The sequence below is a fragment of the Streptomyces sp. NPDC002467 genome (assembly GCF_042889825.1).
Lineage (GTDB): Bacteria > Actinomycetota > Actinomycetes > Streptomycetales > Streptomycetaceae > Streptomyces.
On the sequence record NZ_JBIARJ010000028.1, the window covers coordinates 1 to 18397 of the forward strand.

An 18397-nucleotide genomic window follows, 5' to 3' on the forward strand; every position below is an offset into this window, starting at 1 on the left:
GCTCCAACCCAGTCCTCCAACTCTCTGCTACCCCTGAACCGTAGACGGGGACGTTCATCCGTACACACCTGGGGAGCCGAGGTTGTACGCCGACAGCAGGGCACCCGCGGCCAGCTGAAATCCCGCTTCGCCTCTGTCCGCGTCCGGCCCGCAGGCAAGGCCGTCGAACGTCCGATCAAAGCTGCAGCCTCGTCCGAACAGGGCTGGTGGGACGGGGTCCTGCCCGATTGCTGGCTGCTGATTGAGTGGCCGGACGGCGCTGAAGCCCCCACCGACTACTGGCTCTCCAGCCTCCCGGCCGACACCCCGATCACCGAACTGGTCCGTCTGGCCAAGGTCCGCTGGCGCATCGAGCACGACTACCGAGAACTCAAGCACGGCCTCGGCCTGGACCACTTCGAGGGACGGTCCTGGCCGGGCTGGCACCACCACGTCACCCTCGTGACCGCAGCCCAGGCCTTCCTCACCGAACAGCGACTGATCCCAAGAGTCCCAGAACTGGCCTCGCTCTCTACCAGACCCTCGACGCCCTCCAGGACATCCTGAGGTGCTGGACCGGCGTCTGCACGACCTGCCGGCAGCCCCTCTCCAGCAAGCCCCACTCCATCCCAAGATCAAGAACAACCTAACGGAGTCCTAGTAAGGGTTGTCCCGTAAATGATCTTCTCGTCGCCTCGGGCATGGCGAACCGTCGTGCGGGCCGCTTGCCTATCCGGCGAGGGCGAGGTTGTGCATCCGGGTGATGCCGAGCATGGCGTGGTGGACGTCGTCGCCCTTGAGGCGGCAGTCGCGGAGGATCTTCCAGGTCTTCATGCGGGCAAAGACGTGCTCGACGCGTGCCCGGACCTGCTTGTGGCACCGGTTGTGTTCCTCCTTCCAGTCCGGGAGTTGGGCCTGCCCTTTCGCCTTTCGGTGCGGGATGACCAGTCCGGTGCCCTGGTAGCCGCCGTCGGCGATCGCGGTGGTGTTGCCGACGGCGGCCTTGGCGCCGGACTCCTCCCAGCCGCGGGAGTCGTGCCGGTTGCCCGGCAGATGCCGGCCGACCAGGACGACGAGACGGGTGTCCGCGTCGATGACGACCTGGTGGGCGGTGGAGTACCGATAGTTCTTTGACTGCTCCGCCACGGAGTGGTCGCGGGTGGGAACCAGCGTGCCGTCCACGATGAGCACGGTGCCCTTGGCGAACCGCTTGCGTGGCTGGAGCGCGAGCATCGGCCCGAGATGGTCGATGATCCGGTCCGCCGCCGACTTCGAGACCCCGAACAGCGGGGCGAGCTGCCGCATCGTGAGGTTCGTGCGCCAGTACGCCGCCACCAGCAGTGCCCGGTCCTCCAGGGGAAGACATCACGGCCGGCCCTTGCGGACCCCGTCCGCACCCTCGCGCCGCAGAATCGTCACGAGGTCGCCGAAGGCATGTGGGCTCAGCCCGGTGAACGGCGCTATCCAGACACCTCAGGGTCCTAACTCGTCAAACCGCGCTCCTCAGCCCGCTGTGTAGCCTGTCGATCTGTTCGAACGGGATGAGGGTGGACGTGGGGACACTGGTGGAGGGAACCGTCGCGGAGGCGCTTCGTGACGGGCACGACGAAGTGGTCCGCCTGTATGTCGCTGCCTGTGCCGAACGCATGGTGCCGCTGTTCGTGGGCCTGCGGGCGGGTGTACCAGGGCGGGAAGCTGACCTGGACCTCTGTGCGGAGTCCGTTCGCGAACTTTGGCATGCCGACCGTCCACTCGCCGACGTTGCCGAGCGCGTGTGCCAGCTGGAGCGGTTCCCGGAGCTTCAGCCGAACGAGGAGGGGATCACCGATGTCGCCGACACCTACGCCTTCTTCGCTGCGCTCTGCTTGAGGTATGCTATGTTGGCCCACAGCTCGGGAAACGCTGACACCGCGGTGTCCTGCGGCCATGCGGCGCTTACCGCCATGGGCATGCTCGACCAGAACGTTCCAGGGGCGCGCTTCCTGGCCGAGGAACAACGGCTCCAGTCTCTCTCGATATGCGGTGACCGCTCAGGTCTGTGGGACGCGAGCGTCGTTGCAGGGCGGGAGAGGTTCCGTGCCGTGTCGGGACGTCTGACCCGCGAGGCATGCTGATCGCTGCCGGTGAGATCCGGCCTCTGCTTAGGCGGCCAGGGTGCCCGCTTCATCGGGCGGAGCTGGGAAAGCAAGTGCCTCGTCAAAGCGCTCGTCCTGCTGGAGGCAGTGGTAGAGCTGGCCGATCATGCGATTTAAGAGGTTGCGCTGGGCGGAGGCGTGCCAGTCTGCGTGGTTGTCGCGACGTCGCCGGTAGTGGGCCTTGGCACCCGGCGAGGCTGTGATCGCGGAGAACGCCCAGAGGTATCCGGCATGGTTGAGGCGGTTGTTTTTCACCCAGCGTCGGGTGACGCTGGACTTCTTGCCAGACGCCCGGGTGATAGGCGATGCGCCGGCGTAGGCCTTCAAGCCGCGGGCGTCGGCGAACCGCTGTCGGTCGTCCCCAATCTCGGCAAGTACCCGGGCGCCGAGCTGGGTGCCGAGGCCGGGGAAGCTGAGGATGATCTCAGCGTCCGGGTGCTGCGGGAATGCCTCTTCGACCGCCTCAGCGAGGCTGTCAGCGGCGGTGCAGGCGGCCTCCAGCTGAATCAGGAGAGCAAGCATCTGCTTACCGAGTGCGTCCTCGACCAGCTGCGGCTGGCGGGCCCATGCGGCTCGGAAGACCTTGCGGAACCGCTCGGTGTCGGCGGCGATGCCTCGCTGACGACCGGCCCGTTTGAGCGCCGTCTGTAACTGTGTGCGCGTGAGACGAGCGGCCATGGCCGGCGTCGGGGCCAGCTTGAGGAGCTGGTGGGCCTCGGGTCGGCAGAGCCCGTTCTTCCAGGATTCGACGGCCGTGAGAGCGGCCGGGTAGTACTCGCGCAGCAGGGAGCGGAACTGGTTGGCGATCTGCTGGCGGTTCCAGGTCGCGTCCTGCTGAGCGCGGGCGAGGACGGCGACGGCGCGGGCCAGATCGCTGTCCTGCGGAAGCGGCCGGTGAGCGTGCATGTCGGTCCGCAGCACGTTGGCCAGGACCAGAGCGTCGCCCGGGTCGGACTTCTTGCGCGAGACGGAATGCCGGTCTCGGTAGCGCGCCGCGGCCATCGGGTTGATCGCGAACACCGGTCGTTTGCCGGTCCGCGGAACCGAGACCAGCAGGCCTCGGGATGTCTCGATCGCGACCGGGATCGGGGCCTCCTCCGTGTCGCCGTACTCAGCGAGCAGATCCAGCAAGATCTTGTAGCCAGCGGCGTCATCGGTGATATGGAGCTTGGCCACCAACTGCCCGCTGTCGTCGACCAGGGCGACGTCGTGCGTCTTCTCCGCCCAGTCGATGCCGCAGTAGATCAAGATCTTCCCCTCTCCTGTGCTCGGGTGTTCGTACTGGTCACGAGCTCATGCGGAACCACGCAGCGACCTAATCCAAGGACTCGACACGATGGTCGGTCCGCCACCTCAGCAGCTGTTCGTGGCACCAGCTCACTGCATGGGCCCCGGTCTGCGTTGGAGCTGAAGCGGCTCGGGCATCACGAGGGGTCACCATGCAGCGGGCTCGCACCACAGACGCTAACGAGTGGTCAAGCGGGCAGTGACGATGGTGGCAGTCACGAGAGCGTCGGACGTCACCGCTCTGGATATAGGGATCAAGTCCCAGGACGATTCAAGGCCTCAGCCCGACACTCACGTGACCGCCACCGTGACCGCCCTGGTTGGTCGAACAGCCAGGACGGACGCCTCTCGGGGCTGTCGCTAACACCGGATTAGGACGGCTCCGACGCCGTGATCACACCAGCCACACCAAGGTCATGTCAGCGCGCAGTGGCTGTTCGTTGAGTCGGCCGTTTCACTGCACCCCTCACCGCATGGCCCTGCTGGCGAGCGGAGTTGGGGGGTGGGGTCACGGATACTAAATCCAGTCCCGGGCGGGATGCCGGGGACCTTCCCACCCACCCCCCATGGTCGCGAGTCCCCTACGATCTCCGTCCGACCCATCACGCCGCACCGTATCCCGAGCCACTGACAACACGGCCGTCCAGGGTGAGAGCCATGAGGGGCCCTACGGTTCAGCCGACCCAGCAACATAGCCGCATACCCCATGACCAGCACTTACGGGACAACACTTAGGCATCATCCGAGGTGAAGCCCTTCGTAGCCGCCGGTCGGACGCCGGACTTTTTGCATCGAAGTTGCCCATCCAGGCCGCATGGCGGGGCTCAGCCACATTTCCGGCGGTGGCCCAGTGCACAGGCGTGGTCCTGCGGCTGGGCAGGTGGAGCAGTGCGGCTGCGTGTGGCGGGCGGGGGTGGTGGGATCGGCGGGCGAGGGATCCCTTTGGCTGTGACGAGTCGGCGCTTCTGGCGTGTTCCGGAGCGGCTGCCGACCGGGTGGCGGCGGCCCGTGCTGTTGCGGCGCGAGCCGCCGATGCGGGGGATCTGGTGGCGGGTCGGCGCGGGTTCGTCGGGGCAGCGTGTCACGTCCTTGCCGACACGTCCGGCAGTTCGTTCTCTCTTGCCCCGACCACATGGGCTCGGCACCCTGGCAGGCCGGGAGTTCGTCAAAGAAGGCGCCCGTGAAGTCAGCCGCCACCAGGACCATGGGCCGTTCCCGTCTCGCGTCGGGCACGCCGTTCCGGCACATCCGCAGGCCCCTTCCCGTCGGCGCCTGCCCGGCCGCCCGCCGGTCATGCCCTGAGCAGCGGCATCAGGGCCCGGCAGAAGTACGCCGAGCCGTAGTTCTGCGGGTGGAATTGCCTGGGACCGCGCACTGACACCGTGATCGACTGTCGCCTGCCGCAGGGGCGCCCTACCGCCCCGGCGGCCGGAAGGAAGCGCGTCCGTGCCCGAACGGGACGGTCGCACGCACGAAGGAGAGACATGCTGGTCCGCAAGTTCAAGGCGGCCGCGGTCGCGGCCACTGCGGTCGCGAGCGTCGCGGTGATGGCCACACCGGCCCAGGCGGGGGCGGCCTACTGCTCGTACGGAGGCGGCGTCTACCTCTGCGAATACTCGCCGACCACCCGCGTACTGCCCAACGGCACGAAGCAGGACTTCGTCGTCGGCACCGACCGCGCGGTGTGGACCCGCTGGACGGACTCCGACGGGGACTGGTCGCGGTGGATGTCCATGGGCGGCAAGGCGTACAGCAAGGTGTACACCTACGACTACGACACCAGCGACCCCTGGTCCTTCCGAATGTTCTACTACGACCAGCAGACGGAGTACTGGGGCCGCAACCGCGACCACGACGGCAACTGGTCCGGGTGGATCCACTACGACACCCCGCTCAACGGCTGACCACCACGAGCCGGCCGCATGACCCCAGGGGCCCGGCCGGAGCTTCCCCGTCCCCGCCCGGCTCAACGACGGGCGAGGGGGCGTGTCATGCCCAGTCGACGCCATGTTGGCATTGAGGGTAACCCGGTGCGGTTGCTATGGGCCGGGCGAGTGCGCATCAACGCGGGGGAAATCCTCCCCGCACTCTGGGACGACGCCACATCCGGCGCCTCGACGGTCCGGCCGTACATCGCGATGACGGGGCGCCGCCATGGCAACGCCCCGTCAGTTCTTGCGGATCTCTCCGGCGTCATTCGCCAGCTGACGACCTCTGGCTGATCGCTCGGCGGCGACCTTGTTCTACTTCAACCCTGAGGTCGTAGTAGGCGCGCACAGACCTGCGCGCTTCGCGCAAGATGCTTGGCGCCTTCTTGAAGATCAAGAAGAGGATTCCGAGAGCAGTAGCGGCGACAGCCGCCCAACCCGAGACGTTCATGTTGGCCCGAGAACCTTCCTGCTTCGGTCGGGCCAGATGCGGGGCGCGCTCGGCCCGACCACACGTGTGGTCGAAACCAGAGCCGCCCGACGGCAACCAACTAAAGGTCGCGCGAATCTGAGAGGTGAAGAGAACTTTCCGATTCGTCTGCCAATTTCCCGGCCCGCGGATTGGACGTCGGATCCTGCCCCGCGGGTGCAAGGGGCGTTGCCGCCCTCGCCAAGAAGGGCCGACGTTGGCCCTTCCCGGACGCAAGCTAGCACCATGCTTCGATCGAACGCCAACGACTCAGGTCAGCGGCCTGCAACTGCACCTGAAAAGGAGGTGACATGGCCGGACGAGGCCCCGCCCCGAAGGACCCAGCCAAGCGGCGCCGGTGCAACACGGGAAGCCTGAGACGGTCGGCTGAAAGTAGCCATCCAGAGGGTTCCTGGATGAGCGATTGGGCGCATTACGAAGGCAGCTGGGGCCGAGGCCGATTCGTAGACGGCCCGGTAGGAGCCGGGCACGGGGTCTGTCAGCCCTCGTTCTCGCGCGGCCGCGGTGTCTGGGCAGGCCAAGCGGCGATGCAGACCAGAAGCCGTTACATGCAGGTTGCTACGGCTTGCGAACGGCCACCGAAACGGCACTGACGTTGCGCACGCACCCCAGGAAGCTCCGTGAGGTCAGACACCGGAGCGGACGGGTTTCTGCTGCGACTCCAGGAGTCGAGCGCGGCACTCCTGGCAGAGGGGTTTCTCTGGGGGTGCAGCCGTTGTGTACGTAGAGCCGGCGGTCGTCGCAGCTCAGCGCCGGTAGGAGCGAGGCTAGGCGGTACGACAGGTGTGGCGGTATCGCCAGTTGGAGTGTTGACGATGGAGTGTGGGCGTTGACTGGGCGATGAGAGCACTGACGTGCGCGGGTCGCGTAGATCGCACCGGGCGCGAGGGGGCTCGTCGGCCGCTGAGGCCGATGCCTGAGGCGAACCCCGATGCTTCGCCCCCGGTCTCCGACGCGCTCTCAGTGGCAGGCGGGGTCTCAGGCGCTCGTCTGCGTGATGCGTTCACGGACGGCCGCACGGTCGATGCCGAGCTGCTCGATCAGCTCTGCCGCGGGATCCGGCCGCTCGCAGTCAAGGATCGCGAGCAGTAGGTGTTCCGGGGTGATGCGCCGGCTGCCGGCCTTCTTCACCTCGGCGAGGGCTCGCGGGAGGACCGAGCGGGCACCGGAGGTGAAGGGGGTGCGCTTGCGTGAGGCGGGGATCGGCGGGCGGTCGACGCCCTGGATGTCGATGCCGATTGAGGCCAGTGCGGCCTGGTCCAGGGCGTCGAGGGCCATATGTGCGGCTTCGAGGTCGGTGCCGAGGGATCGGACGGCGACCGAGCCGGGCTCGTGGAGGATCCCCAGGAGGAGGTGCTCGGTGCCGATGCGGCGATCGCCGCGCAGCCGGGCTTCTTCCAGAGCGCGGGTGACCACCGTGCGGGCGCCTGCTGCGAATTGTTCGAACACTGTCGTCTCACTTCCCGTGTTTGGCGTGTGCGGATTGTCGTGACACGCCGAGGGCGTCCCCGATCTGTTCCCAGGACCATCCCTGCTGCCTGGCGCGGGCCACCGCTGCCGTTTCGACCTGCTCGGCAAGTCGGTGCAGGGCGCCCACCGCCCGTAGCCCAACGGCGGGGTCGTGTGACCTGAGGCGCTCTGCGAGATCTCCCGTTTCCATGCCTGTCAGTTTGGGTTGACACCCACACGCCTGTCAATCCAGACTGACAGGCATCCGCTTGTCAGTCCAGGCTGACAGGACTGCGGACGAGACGTGGTGCTGCCGTGCGCCGCTCCCCGTGAACTCACCAGAGGAGATCTGTGATGACTGCTGACGTCGTGATCGTCGGCGGGGGCCCGAACGGGCTTCTGCTGGCCTGCGAGCTGCGCCTGGCGGGTGTGCGTCCGATGGTGTTGGAGCGGCTGCCCGAGCGCAGTGCGCTTTCCAAGGCCAACGGTCTCGTCGGACGGGTCGTCCAAGCGCTGGATCTCCGCGGCCTGTACACGCGGCTCGCCGATCGTGTGGGCCCTCCGGAGCCGTCGCCCTTCTACCAGTTCAGCGGCATTCCGCTGGACCTGCGCGGGCTTCACGGCAACCCGATGCACGTTCTGCAGGTGCCGCAGGCGCGCATCGAGCAGGTACTCGACGAGCGGGCCCGAGAGCTCGGCGTCGAGATCCGTCGCGGTCATGAGGTGACCGCGCTGGACCAGGACGACGATGCCGTGACCCTTGACGTCCATGGCCCCGAAGGCGCCTACCGGATGCGCACCCGCTACCTGGTCGGAGCCGACGGCGGGCACAGTCTGGTGCGCAAGCAGGCCGGCATCGCCTTCCCCGGCACCACTGACGAGACCTTCGTCTCCCGCGCGGGACATGCCGTCATCCCAGACGCACTGCTGGCTCCCGGGACGGGCGAACTCGATCTGCCCGGCCTGGGCATGCGCCTTCGGCCGTACGCCCACAACCGCCTGCCCGCTGGCGTGTTCTCGTTCGCGATGATGCCCCCAGGCTCGGGCGTCCACCTCGTCGCGGTCTTCGAGTGGGACCGGCCGCCCGTCGACGAGAACACCCCGATGACCTTCGACGAACTCCAGGACAGCGTGCGCCGTGTCCTCGGCACAGACCTCCCGATGCACCTGCCCGCCGCCCCAGGACCTCACCTCCTCCGCCGGGTCACCGGTATCAACTCACGGCAGGCCGAGACCTACCGTGCCGGCCGCGTCCTCCTGCTGGGCGACGCCGCGCACGTGCACTCCGCGGTCGGCGGGCCTGGACTGAACCTGGGCATGCAGGACGCGATGAATCTCGGCTGGAAGCTCGCTGCCGAGGTCCAAGGCTGGGCACCACCGGGCCTGCTGGACACCTACGAGACCGAGCGGGCACCCGCCAGCCGGCGAGTCCTCATGCAGACCCGCACACAGATGGCCCTGATGCGTCCGGGCGACGACATCACCGCCACGCGTGACCTGATCGCTGAACTGCTCGACGACGAGAGCAACCGCCGCCGCGTCGCAGCGCTCCTGGCCGGAACCGACATCGGGTACGACATGGGCCACGACGCCTCGCACCCGCTGCTCGGGCAATGGCTTCCCGACCTTCAGACGCTCATCGCCGCCGATCGGACACCGATCACCGAACGGCTACAGGCTGCCCGCCCAGTGCTTGTGGACTACAGCGAGGACTCCGCAATAGCCGCCACCGCTGCGGGATGGAAAGACCGGGTCGACGTCGTCGCCGTCCGGCCCGGCGACGCGTCTCTCCCGACCTCTGCCGTCCTCATCCGCCCTGACGGATACATCGCCTGGGCCGCAGCCACCGACTCGCAAGAACAGCCAGCACACCATGGCTTGCGCGAGGCGCTGACCACCTGGTTCGGCGCGGCACGCTGAACCAGGACCGACAAACAGATCCGCCGAGTTCGACCTACTCGGCCTGCGCAGGTCACCGAGCGGAAGCCACTGCTGCGCATCGGAGTCGGCCCATCCGAAGCTGGGGCTAGCCGGAGGAAGAAGGGCAACACGGAACGCCATCATGGGCTGCCAAAAATCCTGACAGCAACACCGATTTTCCGTCCCGCTCCGGTCTCGAAGCCAGTGACCAGGTCACCGCCCGGGCGAAGTCCACGAACGTGTTCGTTGACGTCGTCTGCCCCTCAGCCCTGCTGGTTGAGGGCGCGTGTCAAGTCTCGGTTGGCGGCTCGAGCTGCGTCGAGTTCGGCCTGTCGTTTCTCCAGAGCGTGGGCCAGCTCGATGTTGCTTTGTTCGAGCCGGGTGATGCGGTTGTTGAGCTCGGCGACACCAGAAGGCGGTCGCTGGGCGCTTTGAGGGTGCCCCGGACCGGCGCCGGGCGCCCCCGCCGCAAGCCCGACGCGGTCATCGCGGACAAGGCGTACTCGTCCCGGGCGATCCGCCAGGTCCTGCGCAGGAGGGGCATCCGGGCGGTGATCCCGGAGCGGGTGGACCAGAAGGCCAACCGGCTGCGGCGCGGACAGGCCGGCGGCAGACCGCCGGCCTTCGACCGTGAGCTCTACAAGGCCCGCAACGTGGTCGAACGCTGCTTCGGCCGCCTGAAGCAGTTCCGTGCGATCGCCACCCGCTTCGACAAACTCGCCGCCCGCTACAAGGCCGGAGTCCACCTCGCCGCACTCATCCTCTGGCTCCGCGAACCTCTCCAAGATCCTTTGTCAGACAGAACCTAGCCCCCGCCCGAGGCGGCGACCACCAAGGGGCTCGGGGCGAGCATTCGCCCCGAGCCCCTCATTCATTCAACTCCGACTCCCTTGGAGGCAGTCGTGATCCATGTCTTCACCGGTCCCACGCTGGCACCCTCGGAGGTCGCCCTCGGCACCCCACAGCTGCGGGTTCTGCCACCTGCGCGGCACGGAGATCTTGACGACCCCGCGATCGAGACCGGTCACACGGTCGTCCTCATCGATGGGGTGTACCACCAGGCCCCCGCACTGCGACACAAGGAGATCCGTGCCGCGATCGCGCAGGGTGTGCGGGTCATCGGCGCCCTGCGGGCAGCGGAATTACACGGCCACGGGATGATCGGGCCGGGCCGGATCTATGGTGCCTACCGGCGTGGTGCGCTGACCGGGGACGACGAGGTCGCCGTGGGACAGGCCCCTGACGGCGACCTGCACGCGCACACCTGGCCACTGGTGAACATCCGCCACATCCTCCAATCCGCCGAGCGTGAGTCGCAGCGATCTTGATCTGGACGCGCCTTCGGGAAACCGAAGACGCTCGCTCGCCAGAGGAGTCCTGACTCAGGACCCGGACGAGGCGTCGACTGCCCTCACCCGGCAGTCCGAGCACCTTCCGGACCTCTTCGCGACGAACAGATGCCGATAGACCGTCACCTGGCTCCGAGGGATGCCACAGAGCGTCGCCTCATCCGTCAGGGCGTGCTCCAGGGCCGAGCCACCTGTCTCCAGGCATGCCGCGAAGCTCGTCGGCGCGAGCCCGAACGTGAACCTGAAGGACCGGAGGCGGTGACCAAGCTGCGGCATGGCCACCACCCTCGCACGTGGCCCGGTCAGCGTGAAGTCAAAGAGACAGGCCCTAGCTAGGTGCGGGCTCCGGAAGACGTCCGATATGGGTCGGGGCATGTCGGAGGGGCGTGCGAAGGAGATGACTTCCCGGACGGTGAACAAGGAGCGTGCGCGTTCGGGGGAGAGTAAGACGGCGAGCCGCAGTTCCACGCAGGGTAAGTCGGCCTAGCAGCGGGGCGGTGGACGCCTACGAGGCGGCCTGCTGGGGATCGCTGGCCTCATGGGCCCTGGACCACCCGCAGGACCCTGCCTCCGCGCAGGTGCTGGAGGCTGCCACCGACGCACGTTCGCAGTGGCTGCACGGGCACCGGGACAGCTTCGGCTTCGTCTGCCTGGTGCTGCGCCGCGCCTCGGAGTGATCGCGTAGGCCACGGACAAGCCCCGGCAACCAAGACGTCCCCCGGACCCACCGCCCCGCGATGTCCGGCCACCGCCCCGCGGCGGCCGGAAGGCGAAGAACAGATGCAACCGCCGTTCGTACCCGTGTGGTGTCGACGACCCGGACAGGCGCCGCGCCGCTACCCCGAAGCCGTCGGCAGCCGACCGCCTCGCGCTCGCTGGGCAAGCCCAAAGAGAGCTTGGGCACGGCGCGCCAGGTGTCGCCAGCGATCGCCTGGCCGGAGCCAGTCCCCGAGACTCTGGGCTTCGCAGGTTCCGGCGGTCCGCCGGAAGCGACGAGTCCATGCCGGCCGTCTTCCTCGGAGGGGTGATCAACCGCTCGTCCAGCCATGCTCCCTGTGCGCAGCGTGGGCCTCTTCCTCGCCAAGCCAATCGAGTCTGAACTGCCGGCCTCGCAGACGGAAGGTCCCTGCTGCCCAATCAGCGAGCTCCTCGTCGAGGTCCTCCGTCAAGACGATCCCGTCGTCGAATTCGGCCAACTGCTGTGCTGGGCCAACGTGAGCCAGCGCCCACTCGGGAAGCTCCTTGGGATTCACCCACCGCCTTCGCCAGAAGGGCCCTTCCCTCCACCACCAGGTGGTGACCCGGATGACGAGCAGGCCGATCTGTTCGTCGCCATCCATGAGACGAGCAGCCGCATGGCGATACGGGTCAAGTCGGGCGTCGGTCGGCGGCTCCGGCCGCTCACGTCTGAGCACACCCCTCATTTTCGTTGCCCCGCCACCACGGGTTCAAGAATCCCAGCGCCGGCGCCGCGCGGCATGCCCTTGCACCTTGCGGCGGTTGTGGGCAGTGCAGCAGCCCGGAAATCGACGAACCCCCGGGGGCCTCCGCCCGGGGGTCGTCTTGCCATGTCTCTCCGGAGCTGGGAACGCGCAGGCACGGGCAGGATGACAGTCATTCAGGCCCCGCCGAATGCGCCACGCGGGGCCGTGGTCGACGGCAACCGCGGTCATCCCAGGTGGGGGTGGCTGAGCACGCAGCTGGCCGGGATGGACGATCCGATGCTCAAAAGTGGGGCACTGGACGTCGCAGCGTCTGCGGGGCGCAGGGCCGGGCTCAGGATCGCTGGGACTGGTGACTACGCTCTGCGGCATGACGGGATCAACAACGGTGATTGCCCAGTGCAGGGCCTCGCTCGGGGAGGCGCCGCGCCGCTTCTCCTGGTTCGACAAGTTCAGATACCTGCGCATACCCAGGTCCGACTGGGTAGAGCGTGAGGATCCGCTGGCGGAGATCTTGAAGGCCCAGGACGTGCTGCTGGCCGAGGGCCGCCTGGTCTGGGGCGCCATCGTGCAAGCGAACACCGATCTGTTCGTACGCGGCTGGCACGACCTCCCGGCTGCCGTGATCTACAGCCCCGACACCGCAGTGTTCGACGACAGCCCTGACCTGCTTCTCGACATCGCGCGGAAGCTGTACCGATTGAAGGGGACCCGGCAGCAAGATCCGGAACTCGCCGCGTTCTCGCGCATGCTCGCCAGCGAGATGGACCGGGAGATGCGGTTGGAAGTCCCCCGGCGGCTCACCGGCAGTGCCGCCGTCTACTGCACCGACATCATCGTTGCCCGCAGGCATCTCCCAGGCCGGGCACTGAGCGAGTCGATCTTCCCTCTGCTCATCGCTCCGGAACACACCTCGATGACGATGATGCTGCCGAGCCGCTTCTGGCCGACGTCCACCTGACGACACAATCAAGATCGGGGTGTGGCCGCTCCTGAGCATCGAAGCCGTCCATCGGGGCCACCCATCGCGCTCCCCAGGTCACCTCGTCGCCCAGAGCCAGAACGTCGGTGAGGAGTTCGAGGAGTTTGGGCTCGTCGTTGGCGACGCGCCGTGACAGCAGCCGGCGGCCGCTCTCGTCGATCGCGACGCAGTGGTGGTGGGTCTTGCCTGCGTCGATGCCGGCCCAGATCGCGGCCATGTGGTGCCTCCGTGCGGTGGGGTTTGCTGGTGCCTCCCGACGGACGACCTCGCTGTCGATTCCCTACAGAGCGATCATTCGCAATTCCTAATTGGCAGCCGAGTCGTCGTGGGGCGTCGGGCGGCCAATCAATGGAAGCCACAATCGGCAGAACCTTGAAAACCACACCCGACGCCCCTGGGTGGGCCAACCATACGAAGGGCTCGCCCGGTCCCGCAGACAACGTAGGGAACCTTGACCGCCCAGGTCAGCCCGTATGCGGACCATTGGAGGGGTCCTCACCGCCCGGCCGCTCCGGGCTTTCAGGGTCGTTCGGGGCGAACTGCTCGGAGATGTTGTTCCACATGAAGTTGTCCTGCCAGTCCGGCGCCGCACCGGCCCAGCCGAGCAGAGCCCCGAGGACCTTCTCCTGGGAGATCGTCTGCGTCTGGAAGTGCAGCTCGGGCACGCCGTCCCGGTATTCGAGCTGGAAGGTGTTGTTCTCGCGGAGCAAGACCTGGATGTACCAGCTTCCGGGCCGTTCCGCGTCCAGCCGCTCCAAGACCAGGTGAGAGTTCCCGCGTTGCAGGTCGGCCAGCATCTTCCCGATGGCCGGCTTGGAGGACCCCTTCACTGCGTGGCCGCGTTCGTTGGTCGCAATCAGCATGACCCGATCATTCGGTAAGGTTCTGACACCGCTCAGCGGGGCCCTGACCTCGTCAGTCAAGGTTTGAGAGCACGGACACCGTGCACTCGACCTGTCCAGTGACCACTGGACTTGTCGTGGGTGTGTATGCCACTTGGCGAGCAGAGCGTGCCCGGCAGGGGCGACCTGGGCTGTTCCTCCGAAAACCTGACCTTGGACTCGGCAGCGGAACCTACGCTGGGACCCCCTTCAGACCACCCAGGAGCAGCGTGCCGCCGTTCGTCTACCAGATCACCAAGTACGACCCCGCCCACCGTGACGCCCGTGGTTACTACACCGGTGCCGAGGACACGGTCAGTGACCACGGGCCGGTCGAGGAGGCTTACTTGGTGGCGATCGCCGCCTTCGCGGAGGCGGCGGGCATTGACCAGCTGGAGATTCGCGAGCCACAGCTCGGAGGCTTCGTCCACTTCGGCCTGGAGCCACCGGTAGACGGCTACGGCCTGGTCGGCCTGTTCCCGGCCGGCCAGGCCGGGTTCCACGACGGCGCTCTGGTGCCGATTGCCGTCGGCCTGGAACTCGTCCGGGCCATGCTCCGCGACAACGGCGCCTGGTGCCGACTGGAGGCAGGGGAAGCGTTCGCTGTACACGTCGGCTGGGACCAGTACCTCTACATCGGCAGCGACCAGCCCTGCGAAACCGCACTGGCCCGCACTCGCGCGCTCGGCCTGTTCCCGGAACGCCTGGACGCATCGCCGTACGACTTCGCCCCCGACGACCCCGCGTACGTGCAGCGGCCCGCCGACGCCGACTTCTGGGCCCGCGCGCGCTGGACCGTCAGTAACCACCGCGCGGTGTTCCTGGAGGAGGTCTTCGCCGACAACGCCTCCCGGTGGCACCGCCTGACCCGAGACAACATCGAGACGGTTCGCTCCCAGCTGGCCCCACGCGCGCGGCTGGCGATCCGGCCGGACCTGCTCACCGACGTCGACACGGCCGTGGCCGCTCTGCCCGACGAAGGCCTCGTGGAGATCGTCCGGGAGGACGAGGACGGGAAGATCACGAGCGCGGTCGTCGATGAGACCCAGTTCGAGGCACTGACCTCCCAGCTAGCCGGCGCGCGTGCCGCCGGCGTCGTGTCCATGTACGCCGGTGAAGATCTCCCGCTGTTCACCGCCGTGCTGCCCGACAGCGACGGCGTGCTGCGCGCTCGCTGGCAGACCGAGCCGACGCCCAGCGACCGGGACTGGGCGTTCCTGAAGTCCCTTCGGCGCGGCCAGATCGTCACGGGCACAGTGACGGTCATCGCCGGCTTTGGCGTCACCTTCGTGGACATCGGCGGCTTCACCGCGATGATCAACATCCCGGAGTTGTCCTGGCGCCCGTTCGATTACCCGTCCGAGGTCGTCAGCGTCGGCCAGGAGGTCACAGCCGAGGTCCTCGACGTCGACATGGTCCGGGAACGGGTACCACTGTCGCTCCGAGCAGTGCAGGAAGACCCCTGGCCGCAGGTAGCGCAGAGGATCGGCGAGGTGGTCACCGGGCCGGTCACCAAGATCGTGCCGTTCGGCGTCTTCGTCCGCATAGAGGACCGAAACGACGGCTTCCAGGGGCTCGTACGCACCCACGAGCTGGATGAATCGTGCGGAGACGTCGTTGAGGTCGGCGACATCCTCACTGTGAAGATCATCGACGTCGACGTTACGCGCCGTCGTATCGTCCTGTCACATGTCCGGGCTCTTACCTCGGCTGCAGAAGGTCAGCCGCGTGACTGACGACGCTCAGAATCCGGTGCAGGCCGAGTTGAGCCTGATCACGTAGAGCTACTTGTCACTTCGCGGCAGCCTCGGGAGTAGTACAGGGCCGTGTCGGCTGCTTCCCGGAACGACCGCCACCAGGCGTCGAGCGCCTCATGGATCTCCTCCTCCCACTCGGCGGGCAGTTCGGGCGGTCGCGCGGAAAGGGTTTGCCACTGGGGCGCACGGCGACGATGATCCCCTCGTGACGACCAGAAAGGGCCATGCCTTCTAGCCCCGCATCCCTCTCCACCGCTCGTGCACCGCCGACCGCCGCTCACCGCAGCGCCCTAACGCCGTGACCGCCCGCCCAGGAGAGCCCGCCCGTGCGCAAGACTGCCCTTGTTCCCTACGCTCACCTACCCCGAGCTCACCACGACCACCACGTCCTGACCAGTACCGTCGACGTATTCGGTGTCGCCCACTGGCTGCTCGCCGAACACGTTCCGCAGCCCGGCAGGGATGCCCGGGTCTTCGACGCCCCGGTCGTGTCCGTCCATCCGGACGGCGCCGTCGAACTCACCGAGCTGCGCGCCGTCCGGGCCCGCTGGCCGCATCTGGACCGCCTGCCCGACGGCGGATTCGTCGTCGCTGCGTCTCGCGCCCGTCGGTACGAGGACGGGAACCAGGTCCAGCTCTTCGACGGACTCGGCCAGGAGACCTCGTCCTTCTCCGTCGGAGACGCCATTGAGCACCTGCTCGTGGACGAGGCCGGCCACATCTGGGTGGGGCACTTCGACGAGAACCCGTCCGGAATCCGCCGCTGGAGCACCACAGGCCACCCCATGTGGACGTCGGACAGTGCCGACATCCCGGTCTCTTCGACTGCTACGCCCTGAACGTGTCGGGCACCACCGCCTGGGCCTGCACCTACACCGACTTCCCGCTCGCTGAGATACGCCCCAACCGACGCGAACAGCCCGTGAGGGTCTGGACGAACCAGATACGGGGCGCCAAGGCAGTGGCTGTCCACGGAGATCAGGTGGCCTTCTACGGCGGCTACAGCGAAGAGCAGGACCGACTCGCTCACGGCAAGCTCACCGAATCGTCGGTCGAGCCAACGGACGTCGGCCTGCTCACCCTCCCTCATGGCACCGCCCAGGGCCGCCGACGGGTCATCGGCCGCGGAAGCAGGATCTACGTCCAGGCCGAGCCGTTCACATCGTGGGGCATGCTCGACCTCAGCAGCTGATACCCGACGCTGGCGGGGCACATCAGCGAGGGGCAGATGGTCTTCGACCGGTTAATCGAAATCTCCGATGCGCAGGTGCCCGGCGCTCCTGTGCTGCGCTGAGTCCTCGACGCCGCAGCGGGGCCACGTCCGAGGCACCGTTCCGCTGGTCGACACGAGCAGGCGGGCCAGCTTGCGCCCGGCGTCACCGTCGGGCCGAATCTGTGCATCGGAGTTGTCCATCCGGGCCAGGTACAGCGCTCAGTCACAGTTGTGACTGTGCGCGATAGTTGGCGCTTGAGCACGCTAGGTGGCGGCTATGCGCGATATATGGCCCGCGCGTAAGCGGCACAGGCGCGCTGAGCGGGGGGTTTCTGGGTTTGCGATGGTCTGCGGCATGCGGCGCCCTCACTGCCAGGTGGTTTCACGTCGTCCGAATCGCGCATGATCGAGCCTCTGTGGATTGACGGTGGGATGGTGTGGTGTGGGGGACTGGCGGACCGATCCGACGTTCGCGATGTGTCGGGCGCTGACGGAAGGGGCGGATCTGGCCTCGTTCGCGGGAGGCCCGTTCGACATCCGGGCTGTCGTGGCGACCATCCGGCCCGGGACCTTCGACGGAGCCGTCCTCGACGACCTTCCCTGGGGAAACTTCCCTCACGGGGAGAACGCCCGGGAGGCCGTTCGCCTGCTGCGCACCGGAGACGGGTCGGCACGTAACGCGATGGATGTGCTGATCGGCATGTGCGCCGACGACAGCCGGGCCGCCGCCGTTCTCGCCGTCCCATTCCTGATCCGGATCGCCAACGACCCCCACCATCGAAACCGCGCCGACGCCCTCGGCGGTCTCGCCGCCCCGGCCCGCGCCCGTTACCTCGGTGTCGCCTCCCGCGACGAACTCCTCCTTCACCGCTCCGGCCACCAGCGCGACGGATACGACGACTACGGCGTCGAGGTGACCGGCTACCCTGCGGGCTGGTCGGTGGCCGCCGCCCGAGCTGCGATCACCGCCGGAGCCCCCTTGCTCCTGCCTCTCCTCGACGACTCCGACCCGGCCATGCGCATCGACGCCTCCTACGCTCTCGCCACCGCGGCCGACCCCGGGCATACGGTCCGAAGCGCCTTCGCCACCCGGTTCGCTAAGGAGCAGGACCTCATGGTCCGGGCCGCCTTGGTTCTCGCCACCGCAGAGACCACACGTGCCCACCCGCACCAGCCGGACACCGCGTGGATCCGCGAGCTGTGGCAAGACCGGACCATGGCCCCCGAAGTCCGCTTGACTGCCGCGATCGGCTGGCTCTGCCTCACCGACGAACCCGCTCCCGATGCCCTGCACACCACCGTCGACGCCCTGGCCACCGAAGAACGCGCCCGTGCCATGGACGTCCTGCCCTGGATGGCCGCCGCCGGACGCGGTGAGCCGGGGCTCCTGCGCTGCGTCCGCCGCATGCTCCACCCGGAAGAGCCCGAACCGTCCGACGACCCCTGGACCTGACAGCCCTGAGCGACGAGCGGCCGGCCCTCGACCACGCCGCCCGCGCACCTGCCCGCGTTCTGTGCATCGCAGTTGTCCGTCGGAGCCAACTAACACGCACGGTCACAGCGCGATTGTGACTGAGCGCTTCAG

At 67.7% G+C, this 18397-nt stretch carries 14 protein-coding genes and 5 pseudogenes; 13 read left to right on the forward strand and 6 right to left on the reverse strand.

Annotated elements, in window-relative coordinates:
- The coding region (locus ACFYYJ_RS37525; protein WP_389138930.1) for a transposase at window positions 1-546 on the forward strand (546 nt) is incomplete at its 5' end.
- Window positions 547-708: 162 nt separating this feature from the next.
- Here ACFYYJ_RS37525 and ACFYYJ_RS37530 read toward each other — a convergent pair.
- A pseudogene (locus ACFYYJ_RS37530) lies at window positions 709-1443 on the reverse strand (transposase).
- Between the two features lie 77 nt (window positions 1444-1520).
- Here ACFYYJ_RS37530 and ACFYYJ_RS37535 point away from each other — a divergent pair.
- A complete protein-coding gene (locus ACFYYJ_RS37535; RefSeq protein ID WP_389138933.1) occupies window positions 1521-2093 on the forward strand; it encodes a hypothetical protein in 573 nt (190 codons plus the stop codon).
- Between the two features lie 27 nt (window positions 2094-2120).
- Here ACFYYJ_RS37535 and ACFYYJ_RS37540 read toward each other — a convergent pair whose 3' ends face one another.
- Window positions 2121-3362, reverse strand: a complete 1242-nt coding sequence (locus tag ACFYYJ_RS37540) for an IS110 family transposase (RefSeq protein WP_389138935.1) — start codon at window positions 3360-3362, stop codon at window positions 2121-2123.
- 1523 nt (window positions 3363-4885) lie between these two features.
- Here ACFYYJ_RS37540 and ACFYYJ_RS37545 point away from each other — a divergent pair.
- Complete coding sequence (locus tag ACFYYJ_RS37545) at window positions 4886-5305, forward strand: hypothetical protein (protein WP_389138937.1); 420 nt, start codon at window positions 4886-4888, stop codon at window positions 5303-5305.
- A gap of 1492 nt (window positions 5306-6797) precedes the next feature.
- Here the strand turns inward: ACFYYJ_RS37545 and ACFYYJ_RS37550 are convergent.
- Window positions 6798-7268 carry a Clp protease N-terminal domain-containing protein gene (locus ACFYYJ_RS37550; protein WP_389138939.1) on the reverse strand — a complete coding sequence of 157 codons (471 nt, stop codon included), beginning with the start codon at window positions 7266-7268 and terminating at the stop codon, window positions 6798-6800.
- A gap of 354 nt (window positions 7269-7622) precedes the next feature.
- Between ACFYYJ_RS37550 and ACFYYJ_RS37555 the strand changes: the two genes are divergently transcribed.
- The 5 genes and pseudogenes from ACFYYJ_RS37555 to ACFYYJ_RS37575 form a co-directional block, all read left to right on the forward strand.
- The gene (locus ACFYYJ_RS37555) at window positions 7623-9188 is read left to right on the forward strand and encodes an FAD-dependent monooxygenase (protein WP_389138941.1); all 1566 of its coding nucleotides are present in this window, start codon (window positions 7623-7625) and stop codon (window positions 9186-9188) included.
- Window positions 9189-9619: 431 nt separating this feature from the next.
- Window positions 9620-9997 (forward strand): annotated as a pseudogene (locus tag ACFYYJ_RS37560) (transposase); the annotation flags it as partial.
- Window positions 9998-10090: 93 nt separating this feature from the next.
- Entirely contained in the window at window positions 10091-10516 is a 426-nt protein-coding gene (locus ACFYYJ_RS37565; RefSeq protein ID WP_389138943.1) for a TfuA-like protein, read from the forward strand.
- 382 nt (window positions 10517-10898) lie between these two features.
- Window positions 10899-11021 (forward strand): annotated as a pseudogene (locus ACFYYJ_RS37570) (plasmid stabilization protein); the annotation flags it as partial.
- 13 nt (window positions 11022-11034) lie between these two features.
- Window positions 11035-11214: pseudogene (locus ACFYYJ_RS37575) on the forward strand (SAM-dependent methyltransferase); the annotation flags it as partial.
- Window positions 11215-11565: 351 nt separating this feature from the next.
- Here the strand turns inward: ACFYYJ_RS37575 and ACFYYJ_RS37580 are convergent.
- On the reverse strand, window positions 11566-11952 hold the full coding sequence (locus ACFYYJ_RS37580) for a hypothetical protein (protein ID WP_389138945.1): 387 nt from the start codon (window positions 11950-11952) through the stop codon (window positions 11566-11568).
- Window positions 11953-12349: 397 nt separating this feature from the next.
- On the opposite strand from ACFYYJ_RS37580, the gene ACFYYJ_RS37585 reads away from it, so the two are divergent.
- The gene (locus ACFYYJ_RS37585; RefSeq protein ID WP_389138947.1) at window positions 12350-12940 is read left to right on the forward strand and encodes a hypothetical protein; all 591 of its coding nucleotides are present in this window, start codon (window positions 12350-12352) and stop codon (window positions 12938-12940) included.
- Window positions 12941-13013: 73 nt separating this feature from the next.
- Here ACFYYJ_RS37585 and ACFYYJ_RS37590 read toward each other — a convergent pair.
- Window positions 13014-13178 (reverse strand): annotated as a pseudogene (locus ACFYYJ_RS37590) (transposase); the annotation flags it as partial.
- A gap of 247 nt (window positions 13179-13425) precedes the next feature.
- Window positions 13426-13824 carry a hypothetical protein gene (locus tag ACFYYJ_RS37595; RefSeq protein ID WP_389138949.1) on the reverse strand — a complete coding sequence of 133 codons (399 nt, stop codon included), beginning with the start codon at window positions 13822-13824 and terminating at the stop codon, window positions 13426-13428.
- A gap of 248 nt (window positions 13825-14072) precedes the next feature.
- On the opposite strand from ACFYYJ_RS37595, the gene ACFYYJ_RS37600 reads away from it, so the two are divergent.
- From ACFYYJ_RS37600 to ACFYYJ_RS37615, 4 genes are all read left to right on the forward strand, one after another.
- Entirely contained in the window at window positions 14073-15578 is a 1506-nt protein-coding gene (locus ACFYYJ_RS37600; RefSeq protein WP_389138951.1) for a S1 RNA-binding domain-containing protein, read from the forward strand.
- A 347-nt stretch (window positions 15579-15925) separates the two neighbouring features.
- On the forward strand, window positions 15926-16438 hold the full coding sequence (locus ACFYYJ_RS37605; protein WP_389138953.1) for a hypothetical protein: 513 nt from the start codon (window positions 15926-15928) through the stop codon (window positions 16436-16438).
- Window positions 16439-16440: 2 nt separating this feature from the next.
- Window positions 16441-16791, forward strand: coding sequence for a hypothetical protein (locus tag ACFYYJ_RS37610; protein ID WP_389138955.1), 351 nt, complete (start codon window positions 16441-16443; stop codon window positions 16789-16791).
- Window positions 16792-17254: 463 nt separating this feature from the next.
- On the forward strand, window positions 17255-18265 hold the full coding sequence (locus ACFYYJ_RS37615; RefSeq protein ID WP_389138957.1) for a hypothetical protein: 1011 nt from the start codon (window positions 17255-17257) through the stop codon (window positions 18263-18265).
- Window positions 18266-18397 lie beyond the last annotated feature (132 nt).

Coding starts and splice junctions, on each gene's coding strand:
- ACFYYJ_RS37535 (WP_389138933.1), top strand. CDS start 1,521: ATGAGGGTGGACGTGGGGACACTGGTGGAGGGAACCGTCGCGGAGGCG.
- ACFYYJ_RS37595 (WP_389138949.1), bottom strand. CDS start 13,824: ATGCTGATTGCGACCAACGAACGCGGCCACGCAGTGAAGGGGTCCTCC.
- ACFYYJ_RS37555 (WP_389138941.1), top strand. CDS start 7,623: ATGACTGCTGACGTCGTGATCGTCGGCGGGGGCCCGAACGGGCTTCTG.
- ACFYYJ_RS37545 (WP_389138937.1), top strand. CDS start 4,886: ATGCTGGTCCGCAAGTTCAAGGCGGCCGCGGTCGCGGCCACTGCGGTC.
- ACFYYJ_RS37585 (WP_389138947.1), top strand. CDS start 12,350: ATGACGGGATCAACAACGGTGATTGCCCAGTGCAGGGCCTCGCTCGGG.